Genomic DNA, 23735 nt, shown 5'->3' with positions numbered 1-23735 from the left:
CGCGCCTACGGCGCCAACGGGTCGAGGTGCAGCGGCTGGACCTTGCCCTCGATCATGGCGCCCAGCCCCTGCACCGCGCAGGTGCCGGGCTGGTCCGCGATGTGCACCGGCATCGTCGTGGCCTCGTGGATCATCGGCTCCAGCCCCGGGATCAGCGCGCTGCCGCCCGCCAGCATGATGCCGCGTTCGCCCAGGTCGGCGACGAGGTCCGGCGGGCAGCGGCGCAGCACCGCACCGATGCCGTCGAGGATCGCCGTCAGCGGGGTGATGATGGCCCGCCGCACCCGCTCGGTGTCCACGTGCACGGACCGGGCGAGCCCGCTGACCACGTCCCGCCCGTGCACCTCGGTGGAGCTGGGGGCGAGGTCGCCCTCCCGGGACAGCATCAGATGCAGCGGACGCACGGACTGGTTGGGCAGCATCAACTCGTGGTGCAGCCGGAGGTGCTGGACCACCGCGTGGTCGATGGCGTTCCCGCCCACCGGGACGGTCTCGGCTGCCACGATCGAGCCGAGCGAGAGCACCGCGACCTGTGTGGTGCCCGCACCGCACACCACGATCATCGTGGCCTCCGGCTGCTCCACCGGGAGCCCGCAGCCGACCGCCGCGGCGACCAGCGTGTCGACCAGTTCCACCCGGCGGGCCCCCAGCCCGGTCAGGGTCTCCACGGCCGCCCGCTGCGCCAGCGGCTCACTGCCGTACGGCAGACAGACCGCGGCCCGCATGGAGGGGCGCCGCCGCCAGGTCTTGCGCAGCTTGGTGCCGACCAGGTGGCGCAGCAGCCGCTGGGCCATGTCGATGTCCACGACCGTCCCGTTGGAGACCGGCCGGACCACCCGGATGTAGTCGGGGGTGCGGCCGTCCATCAGCTCGGCCTGGGCGCCCACGGCGAGCATCGAGCCGGTGCGGGTGTTCACCGCGGCGGCGGTCGGTTCGTCGACGACCAGCCCCTGGTTCTTGACGTACACCCTGGTCCGGGCGGCGCCGAGGTCGACGGCGGCCGAGCAGCGCCGCAGTTGGGCGAGGCTGATGGTCATGGTGGATTCCTCCCCGATGGGCCGGTGTGGGCGTCCGCGGTGGGCCGTACTGGGCACGAGCGCCCGCACGTGGCGCTCGTGCGCCATCCTCCGGGCCGGTCACCGACCCCGCTCGTTGAGCGCGTCCGCCTGGGGGATGGGGCGGGGGAGGGGTGCCGTCGCGGGGTGCGGAGGTGGGGAGTCGAGCGCCGTGAGCGGGGGGAGTGCCAGGGCTCGGCGGTGTTGGTGACTTTCCGTCAGGTCTGGTGTGGTGCCGGCTCCGTCGCGCCGGTCCCGGTCTCCTCGGTCCCGTCGCCCCGGCGCTGGTAGAGGCCCCAGGTGAACTCCGCGACGACGTGCTGCGGGGCGCCGTCCGGGTCGGGGGCGGTGCAGGCCAGGCGCCAGCGGGTCGGGGCGCTGCCCTCCAGCGGGCGGGCCGGGGCGAAGGCGCGGGCGACCTCGTCGACGGTGCAGGACCACGGGGCGAGGTCCGCGGTCGTACGGAGGTCGGGGGCGGGCGCGCCTGGTGCGCGGACCAGCCAGGCGTTCCAGACGCCGCCCCCGGGGGCGGTGAGGACCTCGAACCGCAGGTCCGGCCAGAGCGGGACCGGCCAGGCGAGCGCCTCGCAGGTCAGGTCGCCGATGCGGCGGGTGGTCACGGTCCCGGGCGTGCCGAGCAGCGCCCGGTACGGCTGGACGCCGGCGCGCGCCCGGGGGCTGTGCATCCGGGCCTGCCAGCGGCGGTTGGCTTCGCGCATCTGCGCGCGGGAGACCCCGAGTTGGCGGAGGGCGTCCTCGACGAGGGCCGGCTGGTGGTCGGCCATGCGGCGCAGCAGTACGAGTTGGAAGGCGAGCGGTCCGGGCAGGTCGGCGGGGGTGCCGGAGCCGCGGGACGGGTCGCGCGAAGGGTCGGGGGACGGGGCGTTGTCAGTGGTGGGGTTCATGATGGACATGGTCGCGAATGGCGGCCGTGGAAGGCGCGGAGGAGGCGGCCGGCGCGGTGCGCGCGGTGCCGGGGCGGGCGCCGTCGGGGAGGAAGAGCACGGAATTGACGTAGCGGCGGTGCGGGGCGAGGGAGCGCCGCAGCAGGCCGTGTTCGGCGACGTGGGAGGTGCGGGACTGATGGGCGGACAGATCGAAGTCGGCCAGCGGCAGCCAGTTGTCGCGGGGCAGGACCCAGCCGCGATATCCGCGGGCCGAGGTCCACTCCAGTACGGGCGCGAGCGGTTGGATGCGGGTCTCCAACTCCACGAAGAGCACCGGGTGTTCGCGCTCGATGGTGCGCGCCGCGCCGCGTAGGGCGGCCAGTTCTCCACCGTCCACGTCGATCTTGATGAGCGTGACGGCGGTGAGGTCCAGCGCGTCCAGGGGGAGGCAGGGCACGTCCAGGGTGACGGAGTGCACGTCTCGGCGTACGAGCGAGGAGACCCCGCGGTCGCCGCGGCCGTCCGGGGGCAGCCAGAGCGTGGCGCAGCCCGTGTGGTCGGTGGCCGCGGCGGATACGACGTCGACGTGGGCGGGGGTGAGCGAGGCCAGTAGCCGGGCCAGGTGGGGGACGGGCTCGACGGTGACGACGCGGTCCGCGCGCCGTGCCAGGTGCCGGGTCCACGGGCCGTACCACCCTCCGACGTCCACGGCCGTGCCGCCCGCGGGGCAGAAGTCGGCCAGCCGCCCCAGCTCCGGTTCGAACCGCGGGTAGAGCCCGGCCGCCAGTGCTGACACCAGTCGCCCCGGCAGCCGGCGCCCCACCCGCGCCGCAAGCGTCACGATCCCGCCCTCGGTCCGAGCCCGGGGCCGGCTGCCGAGGGGGCGTCAGTCGCCCTCCGACGTTTTTCGACTTCGCCTGCCACGCGCTCGTGTTCCGCGTCCGAGACCTGTTCCCCGGAGGACGGCAGCAGCTGCGGAATCCCGTCGAGGATCGGATAGCGCCGACGCAGCCGCGGGTTGTAGAGCGCCACCTCGTCGGGCAGCAGCGTCAGCGGCCCCTTGTCGATCGGGCACGCGAGGATCTTCAGCAGCGGGTCGTCGGCCTTCATGACGCGTTCCTCCGTCCGTCCGCGCCGCGCTCGACGGCGCCGGGTTCAACCGCGTGATTCCTCCGTGCCGACCTCGACCTCAATCTCGACCTCAACCTCGACCTCAATCTCGAACTCGGCCTCGACGTTGACCTCTGCCTCGAACTTGCCACTGGTTGCTCCCTTCCTGGCGCGGTGCTCGGTGCGGGATGGGGTGGTGCGCGATGGGTGGTGCGCGCCGTCCGTGGGGCGCGTTGGGTGCGCCGCGTACGTCGTGTGCGGCACGTGCTCATGCGGGTTTCTCGTGTGCCATCTCTCCCGGCCGCCGACTTCTCGGTCGTCGTGGCTTCCTGTCGTCGGCCCAATGTGCTTGGTCCGGTGGTTGGTTGGCGCGTCGGGAAGTGTGAGGGGAAGTGTGTTGGGTGGTCGGGGGTCTTGAGCGTCTTGACGGACCTGACCGGCTTGGTTGCCTTGGCTGCCTTGGAGTGGGCGTTGGTGCGGGCGCGTCGTGGTGAGGCTGGTGGTGGGCCTGCGGGGGTGGCTCATGGCGGGGCAGCAGGAGGAGGACGGTCAGGGCCACGGCTGTGCCGCCCAGGCGCAGGGCTAGGCGGAGGGGGTCGCCGGGCAGTGGTTCGCCGAAGGCGACGGTGCCGAAGGCGACGGTGAAGACGCAGCTCACCGTGGTGCAGACGGGGACGATCACGGAGGCCCGGCAGCGTTGGAGGGCGGTCTGCGACAGGACCAGGCCGGTGGCCCCGGTGAAGAGGAGGAGGTAGGGGTAGGGCGAGTGGAGGAGCGCCGGCGCGGTGGCCGGGAGGTCGTGGAGGTTGACCAGGCCGGAGGCGCCTTTGATCGCCAACGAGCTGACGCCGTAGAGGAGTCCGACGGCCACCCCGTAGGAGACGCCGGCGGTGGGGAGGCGGTGGCGGCGTCGGGCGCGCAGCTCCGCCGAGCGGTACAGCAGGAGGCCCGCGGCCAGCGACGGTATGGCGATCGTGAGCAGGATCGCGGGCGGTGCGGTGCGGGCGACGGTCTGGGCATCGGTGTCCCGGAGGGAGGCGACGACCAGTACGAGTGCCACCAGGATCGCCGCTGTGCCCCGTCGTTCCCGGCCGCTGGTGCGCTCGCCCAGGAGCACCGAGGACAGGAGCAGGAGCAGGACCAGGCCCGAGATGAAGATGCCCTGGGCGGCGGCTATCGGGAGGGTGCGGTACACGGCGAGTTGGGCGGCGAAGCCCGCGGCCAGGGCGAGTGAGCCGCCGAGCCACAGGGGGCTGCTCAGGAGGTGGCGTATGAGCCCGGCGGGCCGGCGGGTGCTGAGTGCGGGGAGTGCGGCGAGGGCGCGTTTCTCCAGCACGAAGCCGGTGCTGTAGAGGACGTTGGCGAGCAGCGCGGACGCCACGCCCCACCAGAGCATGGGCCTACCTCCTTCCCTTCTTCTGGGGTGGTGTGGCGAGGTGGGGGCGGGGTTGGTGTGACGGAGTGGGGCGGGCGTGGGCCAGGAGGATGGAGGAGAGGGAGGGGGCGTGGCAGGCGGCGCGGTCGAGGGGGCGAAGGGGGCGGGGGACGTCGTGGTAGGGGGCGCCGGCGATGCGGATGACGTCGAAGCCGGAGGCGGTGAGGAAGGCGCGGAGGGCGCGGGCGGTGTAGAGGCGCAGGTGGCCGACGACCTGGGTGCCCGGGCGGCCGTGGATGGCGCGCAGGCTGACTTCGGAGAAGACGGGTTGGACGCCCGCGAGCAGGAGGCCGCGGTTGTACCAGGCGGCGAGGTTCGGGGTGGAGAGCAGCAGGTGGCCGCCGGGGCGGAGGACGCGGCGGAGTTCGTCCAGGGCGGCGTCCGGGTCGACGAGGTGCTCGATGACCTCGCTGAAGAGGACGGCGTCGGCGGAACCGGTGGCGAACGGCAGGCCGTCGTCGGTGAGTTGGCCGCGTACGACGTGGTCGATGCGGGGCGCGGCGCGGCGGAGGGCGTCCTGGGACCAGTCGACGCCGATGACGCGGTGGCCCGCGAGGGCGTCCGCGGCGGTGGCGGCGGCGGTGCCGTCCCCGCAGCCGATGTCCAGGACGGTGGCGGGTGGGGCCCCGGCGCGTACGGGGCCGAGGGCGCGCGCCAGGAGGCGGGCCTGGCGTCGGCTGCGGGCGTGGCCGGAGGCGACGGGCACCGCGGGGTTCTCGTAGAAGTTCTGCAGGGCGGTCATGGGGTGTCTCCTGCGGCCGGGGGGTCGGCTCCTTCGGGTGGCGGCCAGGCGGTGGCGGCGAGGGAGGAGCGGAAGAGGGCGAGCAGGCGGGCGGCGGCCGCGTCGTCGAGGAGGGTGCGGGACCAGCGGAGGGCGAGGTGGATGCGGTCGCCGTCGCTGGTGGCGGCGGTGGTGACGCTCAGCCCGCGGGGCATCCGGGCCGGTGCGGAGAACCACACCGCGGTCGCCCGGCCGGCCGCGGGGCCGAAGTCCAGGGGGTAGGGGATGCGCCCGATGTTGGAGAGGAGCGTGGTGGGCGTCCAGGGTGCGGCGAGGGTGCGCAGGGCGCGGGTGAGGGCGCGGCGCGGGCCGATGGGGAGGGGGAGGGTGGTCAGTAGGGAGGCGGGCCAGGCGAGTTGGGGGCCGGGAGCGGATTTCAGGGCTTGGGTGTGGGTGGCGGTGTGGTGGAGGAGGCGGGAGACCGTCTGGGCGCCAGGAGTGGTGGGTGCTGTGGTGGGTGGGAAGTGGACCGGGGTCAGGCGGGTGCCGTTGCCGATGGGCATCTGGGGGCCTCGTGGCCGGTCGTCGATGGGCATGGTGATGACGACGGGGGCGGTGGGGCGGTTGTGCAGCGCGTTCCAGCGGGTGGTCATCAGGTAGGTGGCGACGAGGAGTTGGTCGTTGACGGTGTACGGGGGGCGGGTGCCGGTGGGGTGTGGGGGACGGGTGGGGACCGGGAGGTCGGTGAGGAGCACGCCGTTGCCCTTGGCTGTGCGGCTGCCGTTGCCGTTGCCGCTGGCCGTGCTCGTGTCCTGTTGGGGCTGTTCTGAGGAGGGCCCGGTGGTGTGTTGGTGGGGGAGCGGGCGGGTGGGGGCGATGCGGGCCGGGCGGGCGAGGGGGAGGTGGTTGGTGCGGTCGGGGTGGCTGACGTGGTGAGGGGTGGGGGGCGTCGGTGTGGTGGTGGGTGTGGGCGGTGGGGGCGGAGAGGCGTGGGTGCCGCCGTACAGTTCGGCGGCGGTGGCCAGGATGCGGAGGCCGGCGGGGCCGTCGAGCGCGGTGTGGTGGATGGTGAGCAGGAGCACCGTGCCGCGGGGCGGGGACTCGTGCCGGCCGTCCCGGGGGGCATGCGGGGGGTCGATGACCTCCAGGCGCAGCGGTGGTGAGGCGTCCAGGGGAGGGCAGTCGGTGAGCGCCCGGACCCGGGCGCGGGCGAGTGCGTCGGGGCCCGGGGGCGGGAAGACGACCGGGTCCACGTCGGGGGCGGGGGTGAGCTGCCAGGTGTACTGGCGGTGCCACCAGCGGACCGGCACCTGGCGCATCAGGACGCGGGGGTGGCGGGCGAGCGCCTGGTGGAACGCGGTGCGCAGGCGTTCGTGGTCGAGCCGGCCGGGGAGGTGCACTTCCACGTGGACGGTCTCGGGTTCGTCGTCCTCCAGGCAGTGGCGGGAGATCTCGTCCACAAGGGGGAAGGGGATGCGGGGACTCGTGGTGCAGGTGCGGGGGAGGGGCCGCTGCCTGCTCGCGGCGGGGGCGTCCCGTCCGTCTGGTGAGAGCTCACCTGATGGGCGCCCGTCCGGTGAACGCCCTTCTGGAGACGGCCGTTTCGGAGGGATCGGTTCTGGGGGGAGCCCGTCGGGTGAGCGGGAATCCCCTCCCTCAGATGGGTCGTGTCGGGCCGGTTGCAGGGCGGTCATCGGGGGGCGTCCTCCCCAGGGGCGGACGGCCGGAGCGCGCCGGGGGAGCCGGGGCCCGTGCCTGCGGAACCGGACTGAGCGGCCCCGAACCCGGTCCCGGAACCGCCCCCGGCACCCGATCCCGTCGCGGTCGCCCCCGTCCCGGTCGCCCCGGTCCCCGTATCCCCGTTCTGCCCCCGGTCGCGACGTGGGAGCGGCGGGGGCCCGGACGGCGGACGGGCCGGAGGCACGGCACCGAAGCCGGACGGACCGTCATCGGACGAAGCGCCCCCAGCCGAACCGGCACCAGGCGAAGCACCCCCGGACGGACCCCCGGACACCCCCTGGGGCGAACCACCAGGCGAACCGCCCTCAGACGATCCGCCACCAGCCGAACCACCCCCCGGTGTCGGCACCGTGACGACGGCGGCGGTGAGGCCCAGGAGGGCCAGAGCCTGGGCGGGGCCGCTGAACGCGCCGGCGTGGTCGCCGAGCGGGCGGCCCGCGCCCAGCGCCGCGATGATGCCGGCCGCGAGCGTCGCGGTGCCGGCCAGCGGCACCAGCGCCCGGGGCCGCAGGCGCGCCACCAGCGCCAGGGGCGCGACGATCAGCGCGTACGGGCCGGCGGCCAGGGCGACCACCGCGGTGAGGGCGAGCGTGCCCAGGACCCAGGACGGGGCGGGCGGTTGCCGTGGTGCGGGCGGTGGGGTGCGCGGGGTGCGCGGGGTGCGGCGGATCAGGGCGGAGGCCAGGAGCAGGACGATGCCCAGGACGCCGCCGATGAGGCCCAGGTGGTAGAAGGTGGCCGGGGCGTAGGTGAGGTGGACGGTGCCGGCGGCGCCGGCCGGGACGAGGAACGCCTGCTGCCAGCCGTCCACGCGGAGCGGGACGAGTTCCTCGCCGTCGAGGGTGGCGTGCCAGCCGTCGTTGGCGTTCTCGTGGAGCTGGAGATAGGCGGTCGGGCCGGCGCCGACGGCGACGGTGCGGTGGTCGCCCGACCAGTCCTCGACGGTGGTGGTCCGGGCCGGGGCAGGGGCGGCGGCGGAGGGCGTCGCCCCGTCCGTAGCGCCCGCTCCGGCGGCCCCTGAGGACCCTGCCGCCTCGTCGGTCCCCGCGGTCGCGGCCCCCGTCCCCCGTCGCAGCGTCACGTCCGTGAGCGCCAACGGGCCCTGGTCGCCGGCCTCCACGCGGTGTTGGCCGGCGCGCAGCAGCAGTCCCCCGTGGGTGACGGCGGGGTCGCAGGGGCGGACGGTGACGGGGCGGCGGTCGGTGAGGTCGCGGACGCGGCCGCCGGCCTCGGTCGCGTAGAGGATGCCGTCGACGGCGAGCGGCGGGCCCTGGCCGCAGGGGAGGGAGAAGCGCTTGTCGGGGGCCGGGGGCGGGGTGCGGTAGGAGTCGAGGGCGGGGAGGTAGATCTCGCTGAGGCCGACCGGGAGTTGGAGGGCCTGGTCGGCGACCGGGTTGCTGAGGGTCAGCTCCTTGACCTTGCTGATGGTGATGTCGAGGCGGTCGGTGGTGATCGGGTCGAAGCGGGCCAGTCCGTTCTCGTCGACGCCCGCGGTGGCCGCCCCGTAGGGGGAGTTGATCTGGATCTGCTCGGGGCGGGTGGAGATGCCGCCGGCGGCGGCCAGCACCATCCGGTCGATCGTCTTCTTGCCGGGCCAGCGCAGGTGGACGGTGGGTCTGTCACCGGCGATCCAGGCCGTCGTCAGATCGCCGTCGACGAGGTTGCGGGGGCTGAGGGACTGGCCGAAGCCGAAGCTGGTGGAGTCGGCGGTGGCGGTGATGCGGTCCTTCTGCTCGGGGGCGACCCGGTCCAGCAGCCGGTCGAGCGCCGGGCCGGGGACGGCCAGCGCGGTGCCGGAGACGGCGTACGGGGCGGTGCGGCCGGTGTCGAACCGGCGGTGCAGGCCGACCTCGGCGGAGGCCGGGGAGAGGCCGCCGGGGTCGCTGCCCCGGTGGAGGGAGATGACCTGGGAGGGGGCGGTGGACGCGGTGGCGTCGGTGGGGAGCCGGAGCAGCCGGGTCACCTGGACGCCGGGGACGGAGATCTCGGTGAAGCCGGCGCCGGAGAGGCCGGCGCGCGGGGTCTGCGTGCCGAGGATGGTGAGTTGGAGCCATGTGGCCTTGCCGGGCGGGGCCTTGACCTGCTGGCGGGAGCCGTCGGGCCGCAGCGGGCTGTCGGCGCTGCCGCGGTCGGTCTGGATGCGGACGGAGGTGGGGGCGGCGCGCAGCCCGTCGCCGCGCAGCGGGGTGACGGAGAGGCTGGCAGGGATGGTGGTGGGGGTGGTGAAGGCGATGCGGATCCACTGGCCGACGGGGTTGCCGGCGCTGCCCTCCGCCCAGGCGGTGTCGGGGTTGCCGTCGAAGGCGTTGACCGGGTCGTACTGCGGCAGGTAGAAGAGCCAGTTGCCGCTGGAGGAGGCGGTGACCGAGGCGGCGCCGCGGAGGGCGGCGGTGGTCTGGTGGGCGGTGCCGGAGGTGGGGAGGATCTGCCGGGGCGGCCGGCCGGGGTCCTGGACGCTGCCCGGCGGGTTGGTCTCGTCGGGGGTGTAGGTGTACGAGGTGTTGCTGTTCACCAGGCCGAAGCGGGTGTCGGCGCGGCGCAGCCCGTCGGCGGTCAGTTGCAGCGGCGGGGTGGCGACGCCGGGGTGGCGGTCGCCGGTGAGGACGGTGGCGCGGTTGCGCAGCGCGGGGTCGGCGGAGAGCTGGAGGAGGGCTTCCGGGCCGCCGCTGAGCTGGGCGGTGTCCGCGGCGGCGGGGGCGGTGACGGGGCCGGGTTCGGCGATGCCCTGCGGCCGGTAGATCTCCACGGAGCGCCGGCGCGGGTAGAGGCCCTGGATCTGGACGGGGGTCTCGGCGGGGATGCGTCCGGCGGTGGTGAGCGGGCCGAACGCGGCGACCTTGCGGTAGCCGGACGCCTCCAGGGTGCGTTCGACGGTCTGCGGGGGGACGTAGCCGATCTGGTCGGGGTCGAGGTCGTTGCGGACGACGACGTCGTGGACGCCGGCCCGGTGCAGGTAGTCGCGCAGGCCGGGGACCTCGGCCCCGGTGAGCAGGGCCCCTTCCACGGCGTCCAGGGCGCGGCGGGAGCCGGGCGTCCCGAAGGGCACGAAGTCGCGCTGCGCCCAAGGGGATCGGGCGAGTACGTCCAGGGGGTCGTCGATGGGGGAGCCCCAGGTGAAGAGGCCGTGCGCGGTGGCGGGGACGACCAGGGAGCGGCTGCCGTGGGTGTGGTCCTTGAGCCAGCCGGCGGTCTGCTTCCAGTAGGCCGGGAGCCGCCCGAACGCGCCCGGTTGGAGGATGGTGCCGCCCAGGTAGGGCAGGGCCAGCGCGGGCAGCACGAGCAGCGTGGCCACGGCGGTGGGCAGCCGGTGGACGGGCAGGCGGGTGGCGCGCCGCCCGGTTCCCTTCCACCGGAGGGAGCCCAGCAGGTGGGCCAGGCCCAGGGCGAGCGCCAGGCCGAGGCCCGGGGTGAACTTGTAGATGTTGCGGAACGGGCGCAGCCAGCCGTTCAGCCAGTCCTGCCAGGCGGCGTGCAGGGGGCCGCCGAGGGTGCCGCCGTAGCCGGCCAGCGCGATCAGCGCGACGGTCAGCACGGTCAGCAGCAGCCAGCGCCGTTCGGGCTGGTCGCGGCGGGCCAGGCCGGCCAGTCCCAGGGCGGCGGCGAGGGCCGAGCCGAGCACCGCGACGGCGTTGCCGGTCATGGTCTGGCCGGCCGGCAGCCAGGGCGTGCCGAAGTCGAGGTAGCCGACCCAGTTGCCGGCGCCGCGCAGCAGTTCGGTGGCGGACATGGTGGCGGTGGTGGTGTCGGCCTGCTCGATATACGGCATGAAGTTCTCGCCGTGCAGGCCCAGGAGGAGCAGCGGCACCGTCCACCAGGCGGTGGCCAGGACGACGCCCGGCAGCCACCAGCCGAGCAGGGCGCGGCGGCGCGCTCCGGTGCGGGACAGCGCGTACAGCAGGACGGGTAACAGGGACGCCAGGGTGGAGGCCGCGTTGACGCCGCCCATGCAGGGGATCAGCAGTGCCGAACGGGTCGCCGCGGTACGGGCGGTGAGCCGCGGGTCGGTGAGCGGCAGCAGGACCCAGGGCAGCAGCGCGCCGGGCAGCGCGGCGGCGGAGGTGGAGCCGACGACGATGGTGAAGGCGGGCCACAGGGCGTAGCAGGCGGCGGCGAGCAGCCGGGTCCGCGGGCTGCCGGCACGGAACCGTTCGGCGAGCCGCAGCGCGCCCCAGAAGGCGCCTGTGACGATCAGCGACATCCACAGCCGCTCGGCGAGCCAGACGGGCAGGCCCACGAGGTGGGTGGCGCCGTAGTACGGGAGGGACGGGAAGGCGTAGCCGATGTACTGGTCGGCGAGGCCGCCGAAGCCGGCCTGGTCGTGCCAGAGTTGCCCGAGTTCGGTGAGGAACCGCCAGGGGGCGGCGGCCACCCCCAGTTTCGTCTCGAACGTCATCTTCCCCGGGGAGGGGATCAGGAAGGCGACCAGGGTGGCGGCCCAGAAGGCCAGCAGCCAGCGCCTGCGCCGGGGTCCGTCGGGCGGTGGGGCGGGGGCGGTGGCCGGGGTGCCGCTGGCGTCGGGCGCTCCGGGGGACGGGGACATCTTCAGCGTCTGGGTCATGGCAACCGCCGGAGGATGAGGAGGAGGTTCCAGGTGGCGATCTCGCGGACGCCGGGCAGGCGGGGGATGGCCTCGGCGAGGAACGGCGCGTAGCGGGAGCGGGCGGTGACCAGCGCGACGTCGTCCCGGGCGCGGACCTGCCGCAGGGTGCGGCCGACGTGCACGGCGAAGAGGTTCTGGCCCAGGGTGTGCTTGGCGGGGCGGCCGGTGCGGCGCTGGTAGCGGCGGCGGGCCCGGTCGGCGCCGAGGTAGTGCCAGGGCGCGGTCTCGTGGCCGCCCCAGGGGGAGAGCCAGTTGGTGAACGCCACGTAGATCAGTCCGCCGGAGCGGGTGACCCGCACCAGTTCGCTGAGGAAGGTCTGCGGATCGGCCACGTGCTCCAGGACGTTGGAGGAGAAGCAGACGTCGGCGGCGCCGTCGGCGAGCGGCAGCAGGTAGCCGTCGGCGAGCACCGCGCCGTCGGGCAGCCGGCCGCGGGCGGTCAGTTCCGCGGTGTCGGGTTCGAAGAGGTAGCCGTGGGCGCCGCGGCGGCGGAACTCCTCGGTGAAGTGGCCGCTGCCGCCGCCGACGTCGGCGACCACCGCGCCGCGCAGCGGGACGTACCGTTCGACCTGGTCGGCGGCGTCCCGGGCGAGCAGCCGGTAGCAGTGCTCGGGGTCGGTCGGTTCGTTCAGGAAGGCGTGGAAGAGGGCGAGGGACCTGCGCAGCGAGGGGTCGCGCACGGGGCGGTCACCGCCCGGCGGGCGGTCGGAGGCAGGCCTCCGCGGCGACCGCCCGGAAGCTCCGGACGGTCCGGCTCCATCTGAAGCGGGCGGCGCGGTCGGCGGCCGCGGCGCCCAGGGTGTGCCGGCGGCGGGCGCTCAGGCCCAGGGTGCACCAGTGGGCGGCGAAGGCGCTCTCGCCGCGGGCCAGCAGCCCGGTGGCGCCGTCCGCGACGGAGTCCCGCAGTCCGGGGATGTCGAAGCCGACGGTGGGGGTGCCCCGCGCGGCGGCCTCCATCACCACCAGGCCCCAGCCCTCGACGAGGGAGGGGTGCAGCAGCAGCCAGGCGGAGCACAGGAGTTGGTGCTTGCGCCGCTCGGAGATCCGGCCGGTGAAGACGACGCCGGGGCCGGCCTGGGCGGCCAGCCGGTCGCGTTCCGGGCCGTCGCCGACGATCACCAGCCGGCCGCCGGTGACCGGGCGGACCCGCTCCCACAGCCGCAGCAGCAGGTCGATCCGCTTGTACTCGACGAGCCGGCCCATGGCCAGGAACAGCGGCTCGGGGTCCTCGGGGAGGAGCGGGCCGGGCTCCTCGACGCCGTTGTGGACGAGCCGGATCCGGTCCGGTGCGACGCCGAGGTCCGCAAGGGCCGCGGCGGTGGAGTCGGAGACCGCGACCATCAGGTTGCCGCGGTGGGTGCCGGCCAGCGCCCAGTGCTCCAGGCGGCGGCCGAGCCGGGCGGCGGGCGCCGGGTAGCGCATCCGCCACAGGTCGGTGTGGACGTGGTTGACCAGGCACAGGGTGGGGCCGCGGTGCCAGAGCGGGGCGAGGTAGGGCATGCCGTTGCAGACCTCGACCAGCAGGTCGCAGCCGCCGGTCCGGCGCGCCACCTGGCGGGGGACGCGCAGGAAGTGGCCGGCGTCGCCGCCCGCGGACAGGACGCGGTAGGCGCGGGCGGCGGTGCCTTCCGGACTCCGGGCCTCCCGCCGGTCGTACGGGGCCGGGTGCGGGTCCGGTGCGCCGGCCCCGGGAGAGGCCGGGCTCTTGGGGGAGGTGGGGCTCCCGGGGGAGGCGGGTCCGCCGCACAGCAGGGTGACCTGGTGCCCGTGCGCGGCGAGCCCGTCGGCGATCCGGTCCACCAGCAGCTCGGAGCCGCCGGCGGCCGGATTGCCCAGGTCGCGGCGGGCCAGGAACACGATCCGGTGGGGACTTCGGGGGGCCTCCGCGGCCGGAGCGGCGGCCGCGGACGGCGTACGGGGCGCCGGCGCCGCGGGCGGAACGGCGGCCGGCGGTGCGGAGGGCGGGACATGCTGCGGCATGTGCGATCCAACTCGTCTCAGGGTGCGGTACCAACGGTGGGGGCGACGTACTGCGTGCTGAGTCGTGCGGGTCGTGCGGGGGTCGGCGGGTGTGGGGGCGGTCGGTGTGGGACGTGTCCCGGGTGGGAGGCGGGGGTCGGATACCGGGGCGTGTTGCGAGTACGAGGGCGTGTTCGTGCGGTGGGGGCGTGTTCCGGTTGGGAGGGACAGTGTTCGCGCCCCTGAGCGCCCCGGCTACTCACCTGGATGACAAAAACCGCTCCGGAAAGGGGCGTTGTTTCGTCACACCGGTGAGAACCGGCCACCGCGCCGCCCGCCGCGGGCCACCAGCACCCCGCCGGCCAGCGCCAGCGCCCCGCCGCCCGCCGCGGCCACCACCGGCAGGGTCCGTCCGACCAGCGTCAGCTTCCCGCTCTCGGCCCGCGCCAGCGTGACCTGAGCCCGCCGGGTGGCGGGGGTGAACGCGAGGTTCCGGGCGCGCAGCAGCACCACCGCGTCCCGCCGCGCGCCGGGCGCCCGCAGCGTCTTGAGCGGCGAGATCGACGCGTCGACGATCCGGCCGGTGCGCTCCTCGACGACCAGGCTGATACCGGTGTTGGCGTACCACTCCTCGGCCTGGATCTGCCCCTGTTCGGGCCGGCCGACCAGCCGCCCGGGGACCTGCCGGGTGCCGGTCCGGGTGGCCGGCACGGTCCCGGTGAAGCGGTAGCCGGTGATCCCCGACAGCCGTGTGGTGCCGGCGAAGCGGAGCGGGACGGCCGCGCCGAGGGTGTCGTCCCACCAGCGGTAGGTCCGCTTCGCCACGTCGAAGGGGAACTTGAGGTAGGCGTCCCCGTCGAACCGGCCGGGGCTCTCCCCGCAGCAGTGCACCGGGGCGTTGCTGCGCCGGTCGGTGACCCAGCGGCCGGTGGTCCACTGGAACGCCCGGCGCGGGTCGTTCAGGGGCAGCGTCTGCGGGGTGTCGACCGTCGTGGAGACGTCCCAGACCGCCCGGCCGCTCCGCTCGGCGGCCGCGACGTCGCCGAGCACGTGCCGGGTGACGGTGATCCGCTGCCGTTCCCGGGTGGTCAGCGAGCCGGTGTCGAAGTAGCTGCCGGTGCCGGTGAAGACCGTGGTCACATCGACGTCGACGGGGGTGACCGCGGCCCGCGGGGTCACGTACCAGACCAGCAGCGGGGCCAGCACCAGCAGGAACACGCCGGTGCCCAGGAGGGCCAGGGACCACGGCGAGGCGGTACGGGCGGCGGGGGCCGGCGCGGGACGGCCGGCGGATCCGGGGTGTCCGGCGGGGCCGGGAGGGGTGGAAGGACGCATACGGGCACTCCTGGAAGCGGTTGGGGGAACACGCCCTGGTGCACGTGCGGCGCCGGGATGCGGCGTCATGGGCCGGGAACGTAAGCGAACCCTTGACAGCGCGTCAATGCCCTTCCACACTCGGCAGGCACCGTGACCGATGCGGCGCCGCGCGGTGGGAACGCGGCACCGCCGCCGGTCTTTCGAGCCGTCGGGCCCCAGCGGGCCGCGGGGCCGCCGGGCCGCCCGCCCCGTGGCCGTCCGCGCATCGACGTACTTCTCCAGTGCCGCTCTCCGGTACCGGCTCACGCCGCTCTCCCGGTACCGGCTGCCGACGAAGGGACCGCCGCGCCATGCATCGCACGCTCGCCGCCGCGCTGACCGCACTGGCCGCCGCCGCCCTGGCCGTGGGCGTCGCGCTGGGCATCGTCGCCGCCCTGGAGGCCACGCCCCGGCAACCGAACGTGCCGCTGGTGACCTTCGGCCGGCCCGCCGCGTAAGGGCCGCCGCCGTGGGGAGCGCGGTCCGCTCGGCCTGGCGGGAGGTGCCGTCCTATCAGGTGCACCGGTTCGCCGCCCTCGCCCTGGAGGAGGTCCCCTCGCTGGCACACGAGATCTTCCGGGAGATCCGCCGCGAGTACCCCCAACTCCCCCTGATACCCGACGAGTCGGGCGAGCCCCGGGCCCTGGTCGGCATCCGCCAGTCCCTGGAGCACTTCGTCGCCCACCTCACCACCGGGATGGACCGGCCGCACGTCCACCCCCGGGTCTTCCAGGAGTTCGGCCGCGGCGAGGTCCTCCAGGGCCGCAGCCTGGACGCCCTCCAGGCGATCTACCGGCTGGGGGTGCGGATGGCCTGGCGGCGACTGGCGGAGATCGGCCAGGAGGTCGCCATCCCCGCCCCCGCGATGTACGAACTGGCCGAGTCCGGCTTCGAGTACCTCGACGGGCTGGTCGCCGAGTCCGTCCGCGGCTACGCGGAGACCGCCGCCCGCCAGGCCGGCGAACGGCTCCGGATGCAACGCCGCCTGATGGACCAGCTGTTCGCCGAAGGGGACCCGGCGCCCCGGGGCACCCGGCGCCGGCACCGCGAGGGCGCGGGACGCACCCGCTCGGCCGCCGGCGATCCGCTCCCGGCCGCGCCCGCCTCGGACGAGCCCCCGGGCCCTGCCGACCCCGAGCCCCCCGATCCCCAACTCGCCGAACGGGCCCGGCTGATCGGCTGGCCGCTGCCCGAACGGGTCGCGGTGGCGGTGCTGTTACGCCCGGACCGGGAGGCCGTGGCGCCCGCGGTGGCCGACGGGATCCTGCTGGACATGGAGTGCGAACGGCCCCGGCTGGTGGTGCCGGACCCCGAAGCCCCGGGCCGCCGGGAGCTGCTGGCCCGCGCCGCGGCCGGCTGGTCCGGCGCCATCGGGCCGGCCGTAGCGCTGCTGGACGCCGGCAAGTCGCTGCGCTGGGCGGCCGCCGCCGTCGACCTGATGGAGCGCGGACTGCTGCCCGCAGGCGAACTCCTCCAGTGCACCGAGCACACCGAGGCACTGGTCCTGCTCCCGCCCGGTGAACTCATCGACGACCTCACCCGCCGCCGGCTCGCCCCGCTGGCGCACTGCGGCCCGGCCCACGGCCGGCGGCTCGCCGAGACCCTGCTCGCCTGGTTGGAGACCCGCGGCGGCGCCCCGGAGATCGCCCTCCGCCTCGGCGTCCACCCGCAGACCGTCCGCTACCGCCTCCGCCAGATCCGCGAACTGTGGGGCGAGGAGGTCGACGACCCGGACCGCCGCTTCGAACTGGAACTGGTCCTACGGGCCCGGCGCCTGCGCGGCGAACTCGGTGCGGACCGGCCCCCTGGGGCGCTGCGGACCCACGCCGGCCCAAGGGGCAGGTCCTAGACCCGCCCGCCCCGTTCCCGCCCCTCCACCAGCACCGCCATCCCGTCCAGCAGCCGCGCCAGCCCGAACTCGAAGACGGTGTCCAGGGTGACCGCGTCGAGTGCGAGCCCGTCCACCCCCGCGTACATGGGATACGCGCCGGAGCCCAGGATGCGTTCGTAGGCCGGCTCCATGGACGCCATCCACTGGCCCCGGTCCATCCCCGTCTGCTGCTCGGCCTCCCTGTCGTCCTCGAAGCCGGAGGCGGCGGCCCGCACGTGGTTCAGCAGCGTCACCGCCATGTGCAGCAGCGTCAGCGGATCCATCCCCTCGACCCGCGCCACGGTCCACTCGATGAGCGCCATCGCCCGCGGCATCGGCTGCGGCCGGCTGATCGACAGGTACTGGGCGAGCCAGGGGTGCCGCTTGTAGACCGCCCACTGGAGCCGCGCGCCCGCCTCCATCCGGGCCCGCCAGTCGGCCGGCGCCGGTTCCGGCAGCCGCACCTCGGCGAACGTGGCGTCCGCCATCAGCATCACCAGCTCGTCCTTGCCGGCGAGATGGCGGTAGAGCGCCATCGAGGAGACCCCGAACTCGGCCGCCACCCGGCGCATCGACAGCGCCCCGAGCCCCTCCGCGTCCGCGACCCGGATGCCGGCCCGGACGATCCGCTCGCGGCTCAGCCCGCCGTCCGCCTCCCGCGTCCGCCGCTCCTTCGCCGCGCCCCCTTCGCCGCCCGGGAGCGGACGTGGCGAGGTGTCAGGAGCCGCTTCGGGGACGGCCGGTTCGGCGACCACTGTCCCCACTCCCGGCACCACCCGGACGACGCCCTCCTGGCGCAGCGCGGCGAGGACCTTGGTGGCGGTCGCCATCGCCACCCCCCACTCCTGGGTGATCCGCCGGGTCGACGGCACCCGGTCGCCCGGGGCCAGCTCACCGGCGTCGACACGGGCCCGGATCTCGTCCGCGATCCGGCGGTAGGGCGGTGGTGCGGACGGGGTCACGCGGCGTCCTCCGTACTAGTGCGCCAAGCGCATCCTTCGGCGTTCTGGGCGCGGTGGAGCCTAGCAGCGGCCCTTCTGCCGCCCCGTCGCGGCACGTCCTTCCCCGTTGGTGCACTAGTGTGATGCACTCCTAACTCCCTTTTCCCGCAAGGAGTTTGTGGCGTATACCGCGGGTGCTTACGCTGTCCGCCATGACGTTTACCGCGTATACCGCAAAGGCGCCCGAGGGGCCGGCCCCGGCGGCGGGCCGCCGGGAGTGGACCGCCCTGGCCGTCCTCCTGCTGCCCTGTCTCCTGGTCTCGATGGATGTCTCGGTGCTCTACTTCGCCGTGCCGTTCCTGACCGCCCAACTGGAGCCCAGCGCCGTCCAGCAGCTCTGGATCCTCGATGTCTACGGGTTCGTCCTGGCCGGCCTGCTGATCACCATGGGCGCGCTCGGCGACCGCATCGGCCGCCGCCGGCTGCTGCTGTCCGGCGCTGTCCTCTTCGGCCTGGCCTCCTGCCTCGCCGCGTATGCGCAGAGCCCCGAGATGCTCATCGCCGCCCGGGCGTTGCTCGGCGTCGGCGGCGCCACGCTGATGCCCTCCACCCTCGCCCTGATCCGCAACCTCTTCCCCGACGACCGGCAGCGCGGCAAGGCCATCGCCCTGTGGTCGGCGGCGGTGACCGGTGGCATCGCCCTCGGCCCGGTGCTCAGCGGCGCGTTGCTGGAGCACTTCTGGTGGGGCTCGGTCTTCCTGGTCAACACCCCGGCGATGGCGCTGCTGCTGGTCTGCGGCCCGCTGCTGCTCCCGGAGTTCAGGAACCCGGCGGCCGGCCGTTTCGACCTCCTGGGGGCGCTGCTCTCACTGGCGGCGATGCTGCCCGCCGTCTACGGGATCAAGGAGATCGCCCGGAACGGCCTCTCCGCGCTGCCGGCCGCCGCCCTGGTCACCGGCCTGCTGGCGGCCGCGGCCTTCGTCCTGCGGCAGCGCACCGCCCGCCACCCCATGCTCGACCTGGAGCTCTTCCGGCACCGTGGGTTCAGCGGCTCGGTGCTGGCGAACATGCTGGCGATGTTCACGGTCGTCGGCTGCGCGGTGTTCCTGACCCAGTACCTCCAGACCGTACGGGGCATGAGCCCGCTGCGGGCCGCGCTGTGGCACATGGTGCCGAGCCTCGCCGTCGGCGGGATCGCGCCGCTGTCCGCCGCGCTCGCCCGGCGCCTGGACCGCGCCTACCTCGTCGCCGCCGGCTTCGCCCTGGGGGCCGTCGGCTTCCTCTGGCTGTCCTGGTTGGAGCCGTCCTCGCCGCTGTGGTTCGTGCTGGGCGGCGCCGCGGTCTACGCCTGCGGGCTGGTGGCGGTGATGGCGCTCGGCAACGAACTGGCCCTCGGCGCCGCCCCGCCCGAGCGCGCCGGTTCCGCCTCGGCCCTCCTGGAGTCGGGCACCGAACTGGGCGGCGCCCTGGGGATGGCGATCCTCGGCACCATAGGGAGCGCGGCCTACCGCACCGACATCCGGGCCGCACTGCCCGCCGGCCTCCCGGCGCGGGCCGCCGACGCGGCGCAGGAGACCCTGTCCGGCGCGCTCGCGGTCGCCACCCGGCTTCCGGGCCGCGTCGGCCACGCCCTGACGGCCGCCGCCCGGGACGCCTTCACCCACGGGCTGCACGCCGCCGTCCTGTGCGCCGCGGGCGTGATGGCCGCGGCCGCGGTCCTGGCGCTGGTGCTGCTGCGCGGCATACGGCCGACGGCGGCCGCGGGGGAGGACGCGGGCGGCGCACCCAAAGTCGCCGCTCCCGCCCTCCCCAACTGACCTCAGCTGAAGTCGAATTCGCCGGTGCGGGTCCGCTTCAGCTCGAAGAACCGGTCGTAGCCGGCGAGCAGCCGGGCGCCGTCGAAGACCCGCACCGCGTCCTCGCCCCGGGGGATCGCCATCAGGACCGGGCCGAAGAACGCCACCCCGTCGATGTGGAGCGTGGGCGTGCCGACGTCCTCGCCGACCGGGTCCATGCCCTCGTGGTGGCTCTTGCGCAGCGCGTCGTCGTAGCTGTCCTGCCCCGCGGCGCGGGCCAGCTCCGCGGGCAGCCCGACCTCGGCGAGCGCCTCCTCGATGACGGCCGCGGTGTCCTCCCGGCCCTCGTTGTGGATCCGGGTGCCGAGCGCGGTGTAGAGCGCGCGCAGCACCTCCTCCCCGTGCTCCTGGGCGGCCGCGGTGCACACCCGGACGGGGCCCCAGCCGGCGTCCAGCAGCTCGCGGTACTTCTCGGGGAGGTCCTCGCGGCCCTCGTTGAGCACGGACAGGCTCATCACCCGGAACCGCAGGTCGATGTCCCGAAGGCGCTCCACCTCCAGGATCCAGCGGGAGGAGATCCAGGCGAACGGGCAGATGGGGTCGAAGTAGAAGTCGACGGAGTGGCGGGTGGGGCTCTGGTGCGTCATGGGACCAGATTAGGGCGCTATCGGCCCGTCGGCCTGGGGCACCCTGCCACGCCGCGCTTGGGCCAATTGCGGCACCGGCCGGCCACCGGGCCGGCGCCCTGGGGGCCTCACGCGCCCGGCCTCGCCCGGCCCGCTCCCGGCTCCGTGGCCGCCTCGGCCTCTTCCTCGTCCATGCCCAGCATCCGCTGGAGCAGCTGCTTGAGCAGGGTGCGCTCGGCGGCCGTCAGCCGGCCGAGCGGCTCCCGGGCGAACTCCAGCGACGTGCGCAGCCGTTCGGCCGTCGCGCGGCCCTCGGCGGTCGGCACGGCCAGCTTGACCCGGCGGTCGGCCGGATCGGGATGGCGCTCCACCAGGCCGCGGGACTCCAGGCGGTCCACGATGCCGGTGACGTTGGACGGCTCGCACTTCAGGCACTGGGCGAGGCGGCGCATCGGCATCGGTTCCATCGCCAGCACGCGCAGCAGCCGGGCCTGGGCCCCGGTGAGGGAGTGCTCGGCCGCGGCGCGCTCGTACTCCTCGTGGTAACGGGCGACGACGGTGCCGATGAGCTCGACCACCTCGACGGTCAGCGGGTCTGGGCGCGGTGTCATGCACACCAGGATAACCAATTGCTTGACAAGCTGAAATATTCAGCCGCATGATTGTTTCACCATCTGAAGCATTTGGAGGATTGCGCTCATGTCCGCACCGCTGCCGACGTCCAGCCGCGCATGGCACCTCGTCGCCCGCCCGCAGGGCTGGCCCACCCCCGACGACTTCGCGCTGCGCGAGGTCGCGCTGCCGGAGCTCGCCGAGGGCCAGATCCTCGTCAGGAATCTCTACTTCTCCGTCGACCCGTACATGCGCGGCCGGATGAACGACGTGAAGTCCTACGTCCCGCCCTTCCAGCTGGACCAGCCGATGGACGGCGGCGCGGTCGGCGAGGTCCTCGCCTCGCGCGCCGAGGGCTTCGCCGTCGGTGACCACGTCCTGCACGGCCTGGGCTGGCGCGAGCACGCCGTCGTCGACGCCGACCGCGCCGCCAAGGCGGACGCCTCGCTCGCCCCGCTCACCGCCTACCTCGGCGTCCTCGGCATGCCGGGCCTGACCGCGTACGCGGGCCTGCTCTCGGTCGCCGAATTCAAGGCGGGCGACACCGTCTTCGTCTCCGGCGCGGCCGGCGCCGTGGGCAGCCAGGTCGGCCAGATCGCCCGGTTCAAGGGCGCCTCGCGCGTGATCGGCTCCGCCGGCTCCGACGAGAAGGTCCGCCTGCTGACCGAGGAGTACGGCTTCGACGCCGCCTTCAACTACAAGAACGGCGACGTCACCGGCCAGCTCAAGGCCGCCGCCCCCGACGGCATCGACGTCTACTTCGACAACGTCGGCGGCGACCACCTCGAAGCCGCCATCAGCGCGCTCAACGTCCATGGCCGCGCGGCCATTTGCGGCATGATCTCGATGTACAACGCCACCGAGCCCAGCTGCGCCCCGCGCAACCTCCCGCTGGTGATCGGCAAGCGCCTCCGCCTGGAGGGGCTGCTGGTCAACGACCACCAGGCGCTCCGGCCGCAGTTCGTCGAGGAGGTCTCCGCCTGGATCCGCTCCGGCGAGCTGAAGTACACCGAGACCAAGGTCTCCGGTGTCGAGAACGGCGTCGAGGCGTTCCTCGGCATGCTCCGCGGCGCCAACACCGGGAAGATGCTGGTGAGTCTGGAGGACTGACGGCGAGTCGGCCGACGCCCTCCTCCGCAGTGTGAGACCGGCCTCCCGCCGCCGCGCCCCCGCCGTTAGGCTCGGCGGCAAGCCGTCGCGACGCGTGGGCGCGAGTCGCGGCGAACCAGCAGGAGGATTCGGTATGTCCATCCAGACTGTCGACGTCGTCTACACCGCCGTCGCCACCGCGGAGAACGGCCGCGACGGCCGCGTCGCCAGCGACGACGGCAAGCTCGACGTCGTCGTCAACCCGCCCGAGGAGCAAGGCGGTAGCGGCGCCGGCACCAACCCCGAGCAGCTCTTCGCCGCCGGCTACAGCGCCTGCTTCCAGGGTGCCCTCAGCGTCGTCGCCCGCCGGGAGAAGGTCGATGTCGCCGGCTCCCGGGTGACCGCCCGGGTCGGCATCGGCAAGACCCCGGACGGCGCCTTCGGCCTTGCGGTCGAGATCGTCGCCTCGATCCCCGGCGTCGACGCCGCCACCGCCGCGGACCTGGTGGGCAAGGCGCACCAGGTGTGCCCGTACTCCCACGCCACCCGAGGCAACATCGAGGTCACGCTGACCGTCGCCTGAGCCGGCGGAGCCGGTCGAGGCGGTCGGGGCGGCTGAGGCGGTCGGCCGAGCCGCCTCCGGCACCGACACCGGCGCCAGGGCCACGAGGGCCGCGCCCCGTTCGGGGGTGCGGCCCTCCGTCGATTCCACACCCCCGACCGCCGCCCTGCCCGCGCCCCCTGTGATGCAGGCAACGTTCGCGAAGTCTTGACGGCCCCGCCATGTAATCGATTTCGTAGCCCTCGCGCAGCAGGCGTAATCGATTACACGACTTCACGACGGCGGGACGGCGACGGTGCCATGGCGAACATCAAGGATGTGGCGGAGCGGGCGGGGGTCTCCGTCGCCACCGTCTCCCGGGTCCTCAACGGCAACAGTCCGGTCGCCGAGACCCGCGAGCGGGTGCTCGCCGCCGTGCGGGACCTGGGCTACCGCCCCAACAACGTCGCCCGCGCCCTGCGTACCGCCCGCACCGGCGCGCTCGGCCTGGTGATCAGCGACCTCACCAACCCGTTCTTCACCGAGCTGGCCGACGCCGTCGAGGACGCCGCTCGCGGCCTCGGCTACAGCCTGGTCATCGGCAACGCCGGCGAACGCCCCGCCCAGCAGGACGACTACATCCGCACCCTGCTCGACCGCCGGATCGACGGCCTGCTGGTCAGCTCGGCCGGCACCGGTTCGGCGATGCTCGGCGAGGTCGTCGCCTCCGGCACCCCGCTGGTCCTGCTGGACCGCGCGGTCCCCGGCATCGACGCCCCCTGCGTGCGCGCCGACGGCCGGGCCGCGCTCACCGACCTCGCCGCCCACCTCGCCGCGCTCGGCCGCCGCCGCCCCGCGATCATCGTCGCGCCGGCCGGCACCCCCACCGGCGAGGAGCGCCTGGCACTCTTCCGCTCGGCCCTGGCCGCACACGGCATCGCCCTGCCCGACGAGCGGGTCGGCGCCGCCCCCGACCTCCAACCGGCCGGCGGCCGTCGGGTGATGAGCGGCTTCCTGGACCTCCCCGAACCGCCGGACGCGGTGCTGGCCACCGACAACCTGATGGCGCTCGGCGCGATGGACGAACTCCGCGCCCGCGGCCTGTGCGTCCCCGACGACATGGCGCTGGTGGTCTACGACGACGTGCCGTGGTTCGCGCACACCGACCCGCCGCTGACCGCCATCGCCCAGCCCACCCGCGAACTCGGCCGGGCCGCCGTCCACACCCTGCTGGAGCGCATCGAGGGGCGCCCCACCGGGTCGGTGCTGCTGCCCGCCCGTCTGGTGCCGCGCCGCTCCTGCGGCGAATCCCCCGCCCACTGACCACACCTGCCCACCCGCCGGAACCGGAACGGTCCCGGCCGGCCAGAACCGCCCGCACCACCGGGCCCGTACGC

At 74.7% G+C, this 23735-nt stretch carries 20 protein-coding genes and 1 pseudogene; 6 read left to right on the top strand and 15 right to left on the bottom strand.

Going from position 1 to position 23735, the window contains the following annotated elements; translation table 11 throughout:
* Nucleotides 1–5: 5 nt before the first annotated feature.
* From ACIQE0_RS06030 to ACIQE0_RS05975, 12 genes and pseudogenes are all read right to left on the bottom strand, one after another.
* A complete protein-coding gene (locus tag ACIQE0_RS06030; protein WP_366335816.1) occupies nt 6–1037 on the bottom strand; it encodes a rod shape-determining protein in 1032 nt (343 codons plus the stop codon).
* 236 nt (nt 1038–1273) lie between these two features.
* A complete protein-coding gene (locus tag ACIQE0_RS06025) occupies nt 1274–1960 on the bottom strand; it encodes a hypothetical protein (protein ID WP_402329404.1) in 687 nt (228 codons plus the stop codon).
* Nucleotides 1944–2783, bottom strand: a complete 840-nt coding sequence (locus ACIQE0_RS06020) for an FkbM family methyltransferase (protein ID WP_402329402.1) — start codon at nt 2781–2783, stop codon at nt 1944–1946. Before ACIQE0_RS06020 ends, ACIQE0_RS06025 begins: the two co-directional genes overlap by 17 nt.
* Nucleotides 2780–3052 (bottom strand): Trm112 family protein, encoded by a 273-nt coding sequence (locus ACIQE0_RS06015; RefSeq protein WP_366335810.1) that lies wholly within the window; start codon nt 3050–3052, stop codon nt 2780–2782. Before ACIQE0_RS06015 ends, ACIQE0_RS06020 begins: the two co-directional genes overlap by 4 nt.
* A gap of 45 nt (nt 3053–3097) precedes the next feature.
* On the bottom strand, nt 3098–3316 hold the full coding sequence (locus ACIQE0_RS06010; RefSeq protein WP_402329400.1) for a hypothetical protein: 219 nt from the start codon (nt 3314–3316) through the stop codon (nt 3098–3100).
* Between the two features lie 178 nt (nt 3317–3494).
* Nucleotides 3495–4448 (bottom strand): annotated as a pseudogene (locus ACIQE0_RS06005) (DMT family transporter); the annotation flags it as partial.
* Nucleotides 4449–4452: 4 nt separating this feature from the next.
* Complete coding sequence (locus tag ACIQE0_RS06000; protein WP_366335805.1) at nt 4453–5229, bottom strand: class I SAM-dependent methyltransferase; 777 nt, start codon at nt 5227–5229, stop codon at nt 4453–4455.
* A complete protein-coding gene (locus ACIQE0_RS05995) occupies nt 5226–6902 on the bottom strand; it encodes a condensation protein (protein ID WP_402329398.1) in 1677 nt (558 codons plus the stop codon). The genes ACIQE0_RS06000 and ACIQE0_RS05995 overlap by 4 nt, the downstream gene beginning before the upstream one ends.
* Nucleotides 6899–11506, bottom strand: coding sequence for an alpha-(1->3)-arabinofuranosyltransferase family protein (locus ACIQE0_RS05990; protein WP_402329396.1), 4608 nt, complete (start codon nt 11504–11506; stop codon nt 6899–6901). The genes ACIQE0_RS05995 and ACIQE0_RS05990 overlap by 4 nt, the downstream gene beginning before the upstream one ends.
* Nucleotides 11503–12228: a class I SAM-dependent methyltransferase gene (locus tag ACIQE0_RS05985; RefSeq protein ID WP_402329393.1), complete on the bottom strand. Its 726-nt coding sequence runs from the start codon at nt 12226–12228 to the stop codon at nt 11503–11505. Before ACIQE0_RS05985 ends, ACIQE0_RS05990 begins: the two co-directional genes overlap by 4 nt.
* 7 nt (nt 12229–12235) lie before the next feature.
* Entirely contained in the window at nt 12236–13528 is a 1293-nt protein-coding gene (locus tag ACIQE0_RS05980) for a glycosyltransferase family 4 protein (RefSeq protein WP_402329391.1), read from the bottom strand.
* A gap of 282 nt (nt 13529–13810) precedes the next feature.
* The gene (locus ACIQE0_RS05975) at nt 13811–14842 is read right to left on the bottom strand and encodes a DUF3068 domain-containing protein (RefSeq protein ID WP_402329389.1); all 1032 of its coding nucleotides are present in this window, start codon (nt 14840–14842) and stop codon (nt 13811–13813) included.
* A gap of 332 nt (nt 14843–15174) precedes the next feature.
* Here ACIQE0_RS05975 and ACIQE0_RS05970 point away from each other — a divergent pair, with 332 nt between their 5' ends.
* Nucleotides 15175–15321, top strand: coding sequence for a hypothetical protein (locus ACIQE0_RS05970; protein WP_366335794.1), 147 nt, complete (start codon nt 15175–15177; stop codon nt 15319–15321).
* A gap of 11 nt (nt 15322–15332) precedes the next feature.
* A complete protein-coding gene (locus tag ACIQE0_RS05965) occupies nt 15333–16712 on the top strand; it encodes a helix-turn-helix domain-containing protein (protein ID WP_402329387.1) in 1380 nt (459 codons plus the stop codon).
* Here ACIQE0_RS05965 and ACIQE0_RS05960 read toward each other — a convergent pair.
* Nucleotides 16709–17695: a TetR/AcrR family transcriptional regulator C-terminal domain-containing protein gene (locus ACIQE0_RS05960; protein ID WP_402329385.1), complete on the bottom strand. Its 987-nt coding sequence runs from the start codon at nt 17693–17695 to the stop codon at nt 16709–16711. The genes ACIQE0_RS05965 and ACIQE0_RS05960 overlap by 4 nt on opposite strands.
* Before the next feature lie 191 nt (nt 17696–17886).
* On the opposite strand from ACIQE0_RS05960, the gene ACIQE0_RS05955 reads away from it, so the two are divergent.
* A complete protein-coding gene (locus ACIQE0_RS05955; protein WP_402329383.1) occupies nt 17887–19491 on the top strand; it encodes an MFS transporter in 1605 nt (534 codons plus the stop codon).
* Nucleotides 19492–19493: 2 nt separating this feature from the next.
* On the opposite strand, the gene ACIQE0_RS05950 is transcribed toward ACIQE0_RS05955, so the two are convergent.
* On the bottom strand, nt 19494–20117 hold the full coding sequence (locus ACIQE0_RS05950; protein ID WP_402329381.1) for a disulfide bond formation protein DsbA: 624 nt from the start codon (nt 20115–20117) through the stop codon (nt 19494–19496).
* A gap of 107 nt (nt 20118–20224) precedes the next feature.
* On the bottom strand, nt 20225–20707 hold the full coding sequence (locus ACIQE0_RS05945) for a MarR family transcriptional regulator (RefSeq protein WP_366335784.1): 483 nt from the start codon (nt 20705–20707) through the stop codon (nt 20225–20227).
* Between the two features lie 88 nt (nt 20708–20795).
* Between ACIQE0_RS05945 and ACIQE0_RS05940 the strand changes: the two genes are divergently transcribed.
* The 3 genes from ACIQE0_RS05940 to ACIQE0_RS05930 all read left to right on the top strand — a co-directional run bounded on the left by ACIQE0_RS05940 (nt 20796) and on the right by ACIQE0_RS05930 (nt 23661).
* Nucleotides 20796–21818, top strand: a complete 1023-nt coding sequence (locus tag ACIQE0_RS05940) for an NADP-dependent oxidoreductase (protein ID WP_402329379.1) — start codon at nt 20796–20798, stop codon at nt 21816–21818.
* 133 nt (nt 21819–21951) lie between these two features.
* Nucleotides 21952–22380: an organic hydroperoxide resistance protein gene (locus ACIQE0_RS05935; RefSeq protein WP_366335780.1), complete on the top strand. Its 429-nt coding sequence runs from the start codon at nt 21952–21954 to the stop codon at nt 22378–22380.
* 279 nt (nt 22381–22659) lie between these two features.
* The gene (locus tag ACIQE0_RS05930; protein ID WP_402329376.1) at nt 22660–23661 is read left to right on the top strand and encodes a LacI family DNA-binding transcriptional regulator; all 1002 of its coding nucleotides are present in this window, start codon (nt 22660–22662) and stop codon (nt 23659–23661) included.
* Nucleotides 23662–23735: the final 74 nt, after the last annotated feature.

Source organism: Streptomyces sp. NPDC093097 (genome assembly GCF_044754325.1).
Lineage (GTDB): Bacteria > Actinomycetota > Actinomycetes > Streptomycetales > Streptomycetaceae > Streptomyces.
Note: the sequence above shows the minus strand (reverse complement) of the source record. Positions and strands in the feature narration are given on the sequence as shown.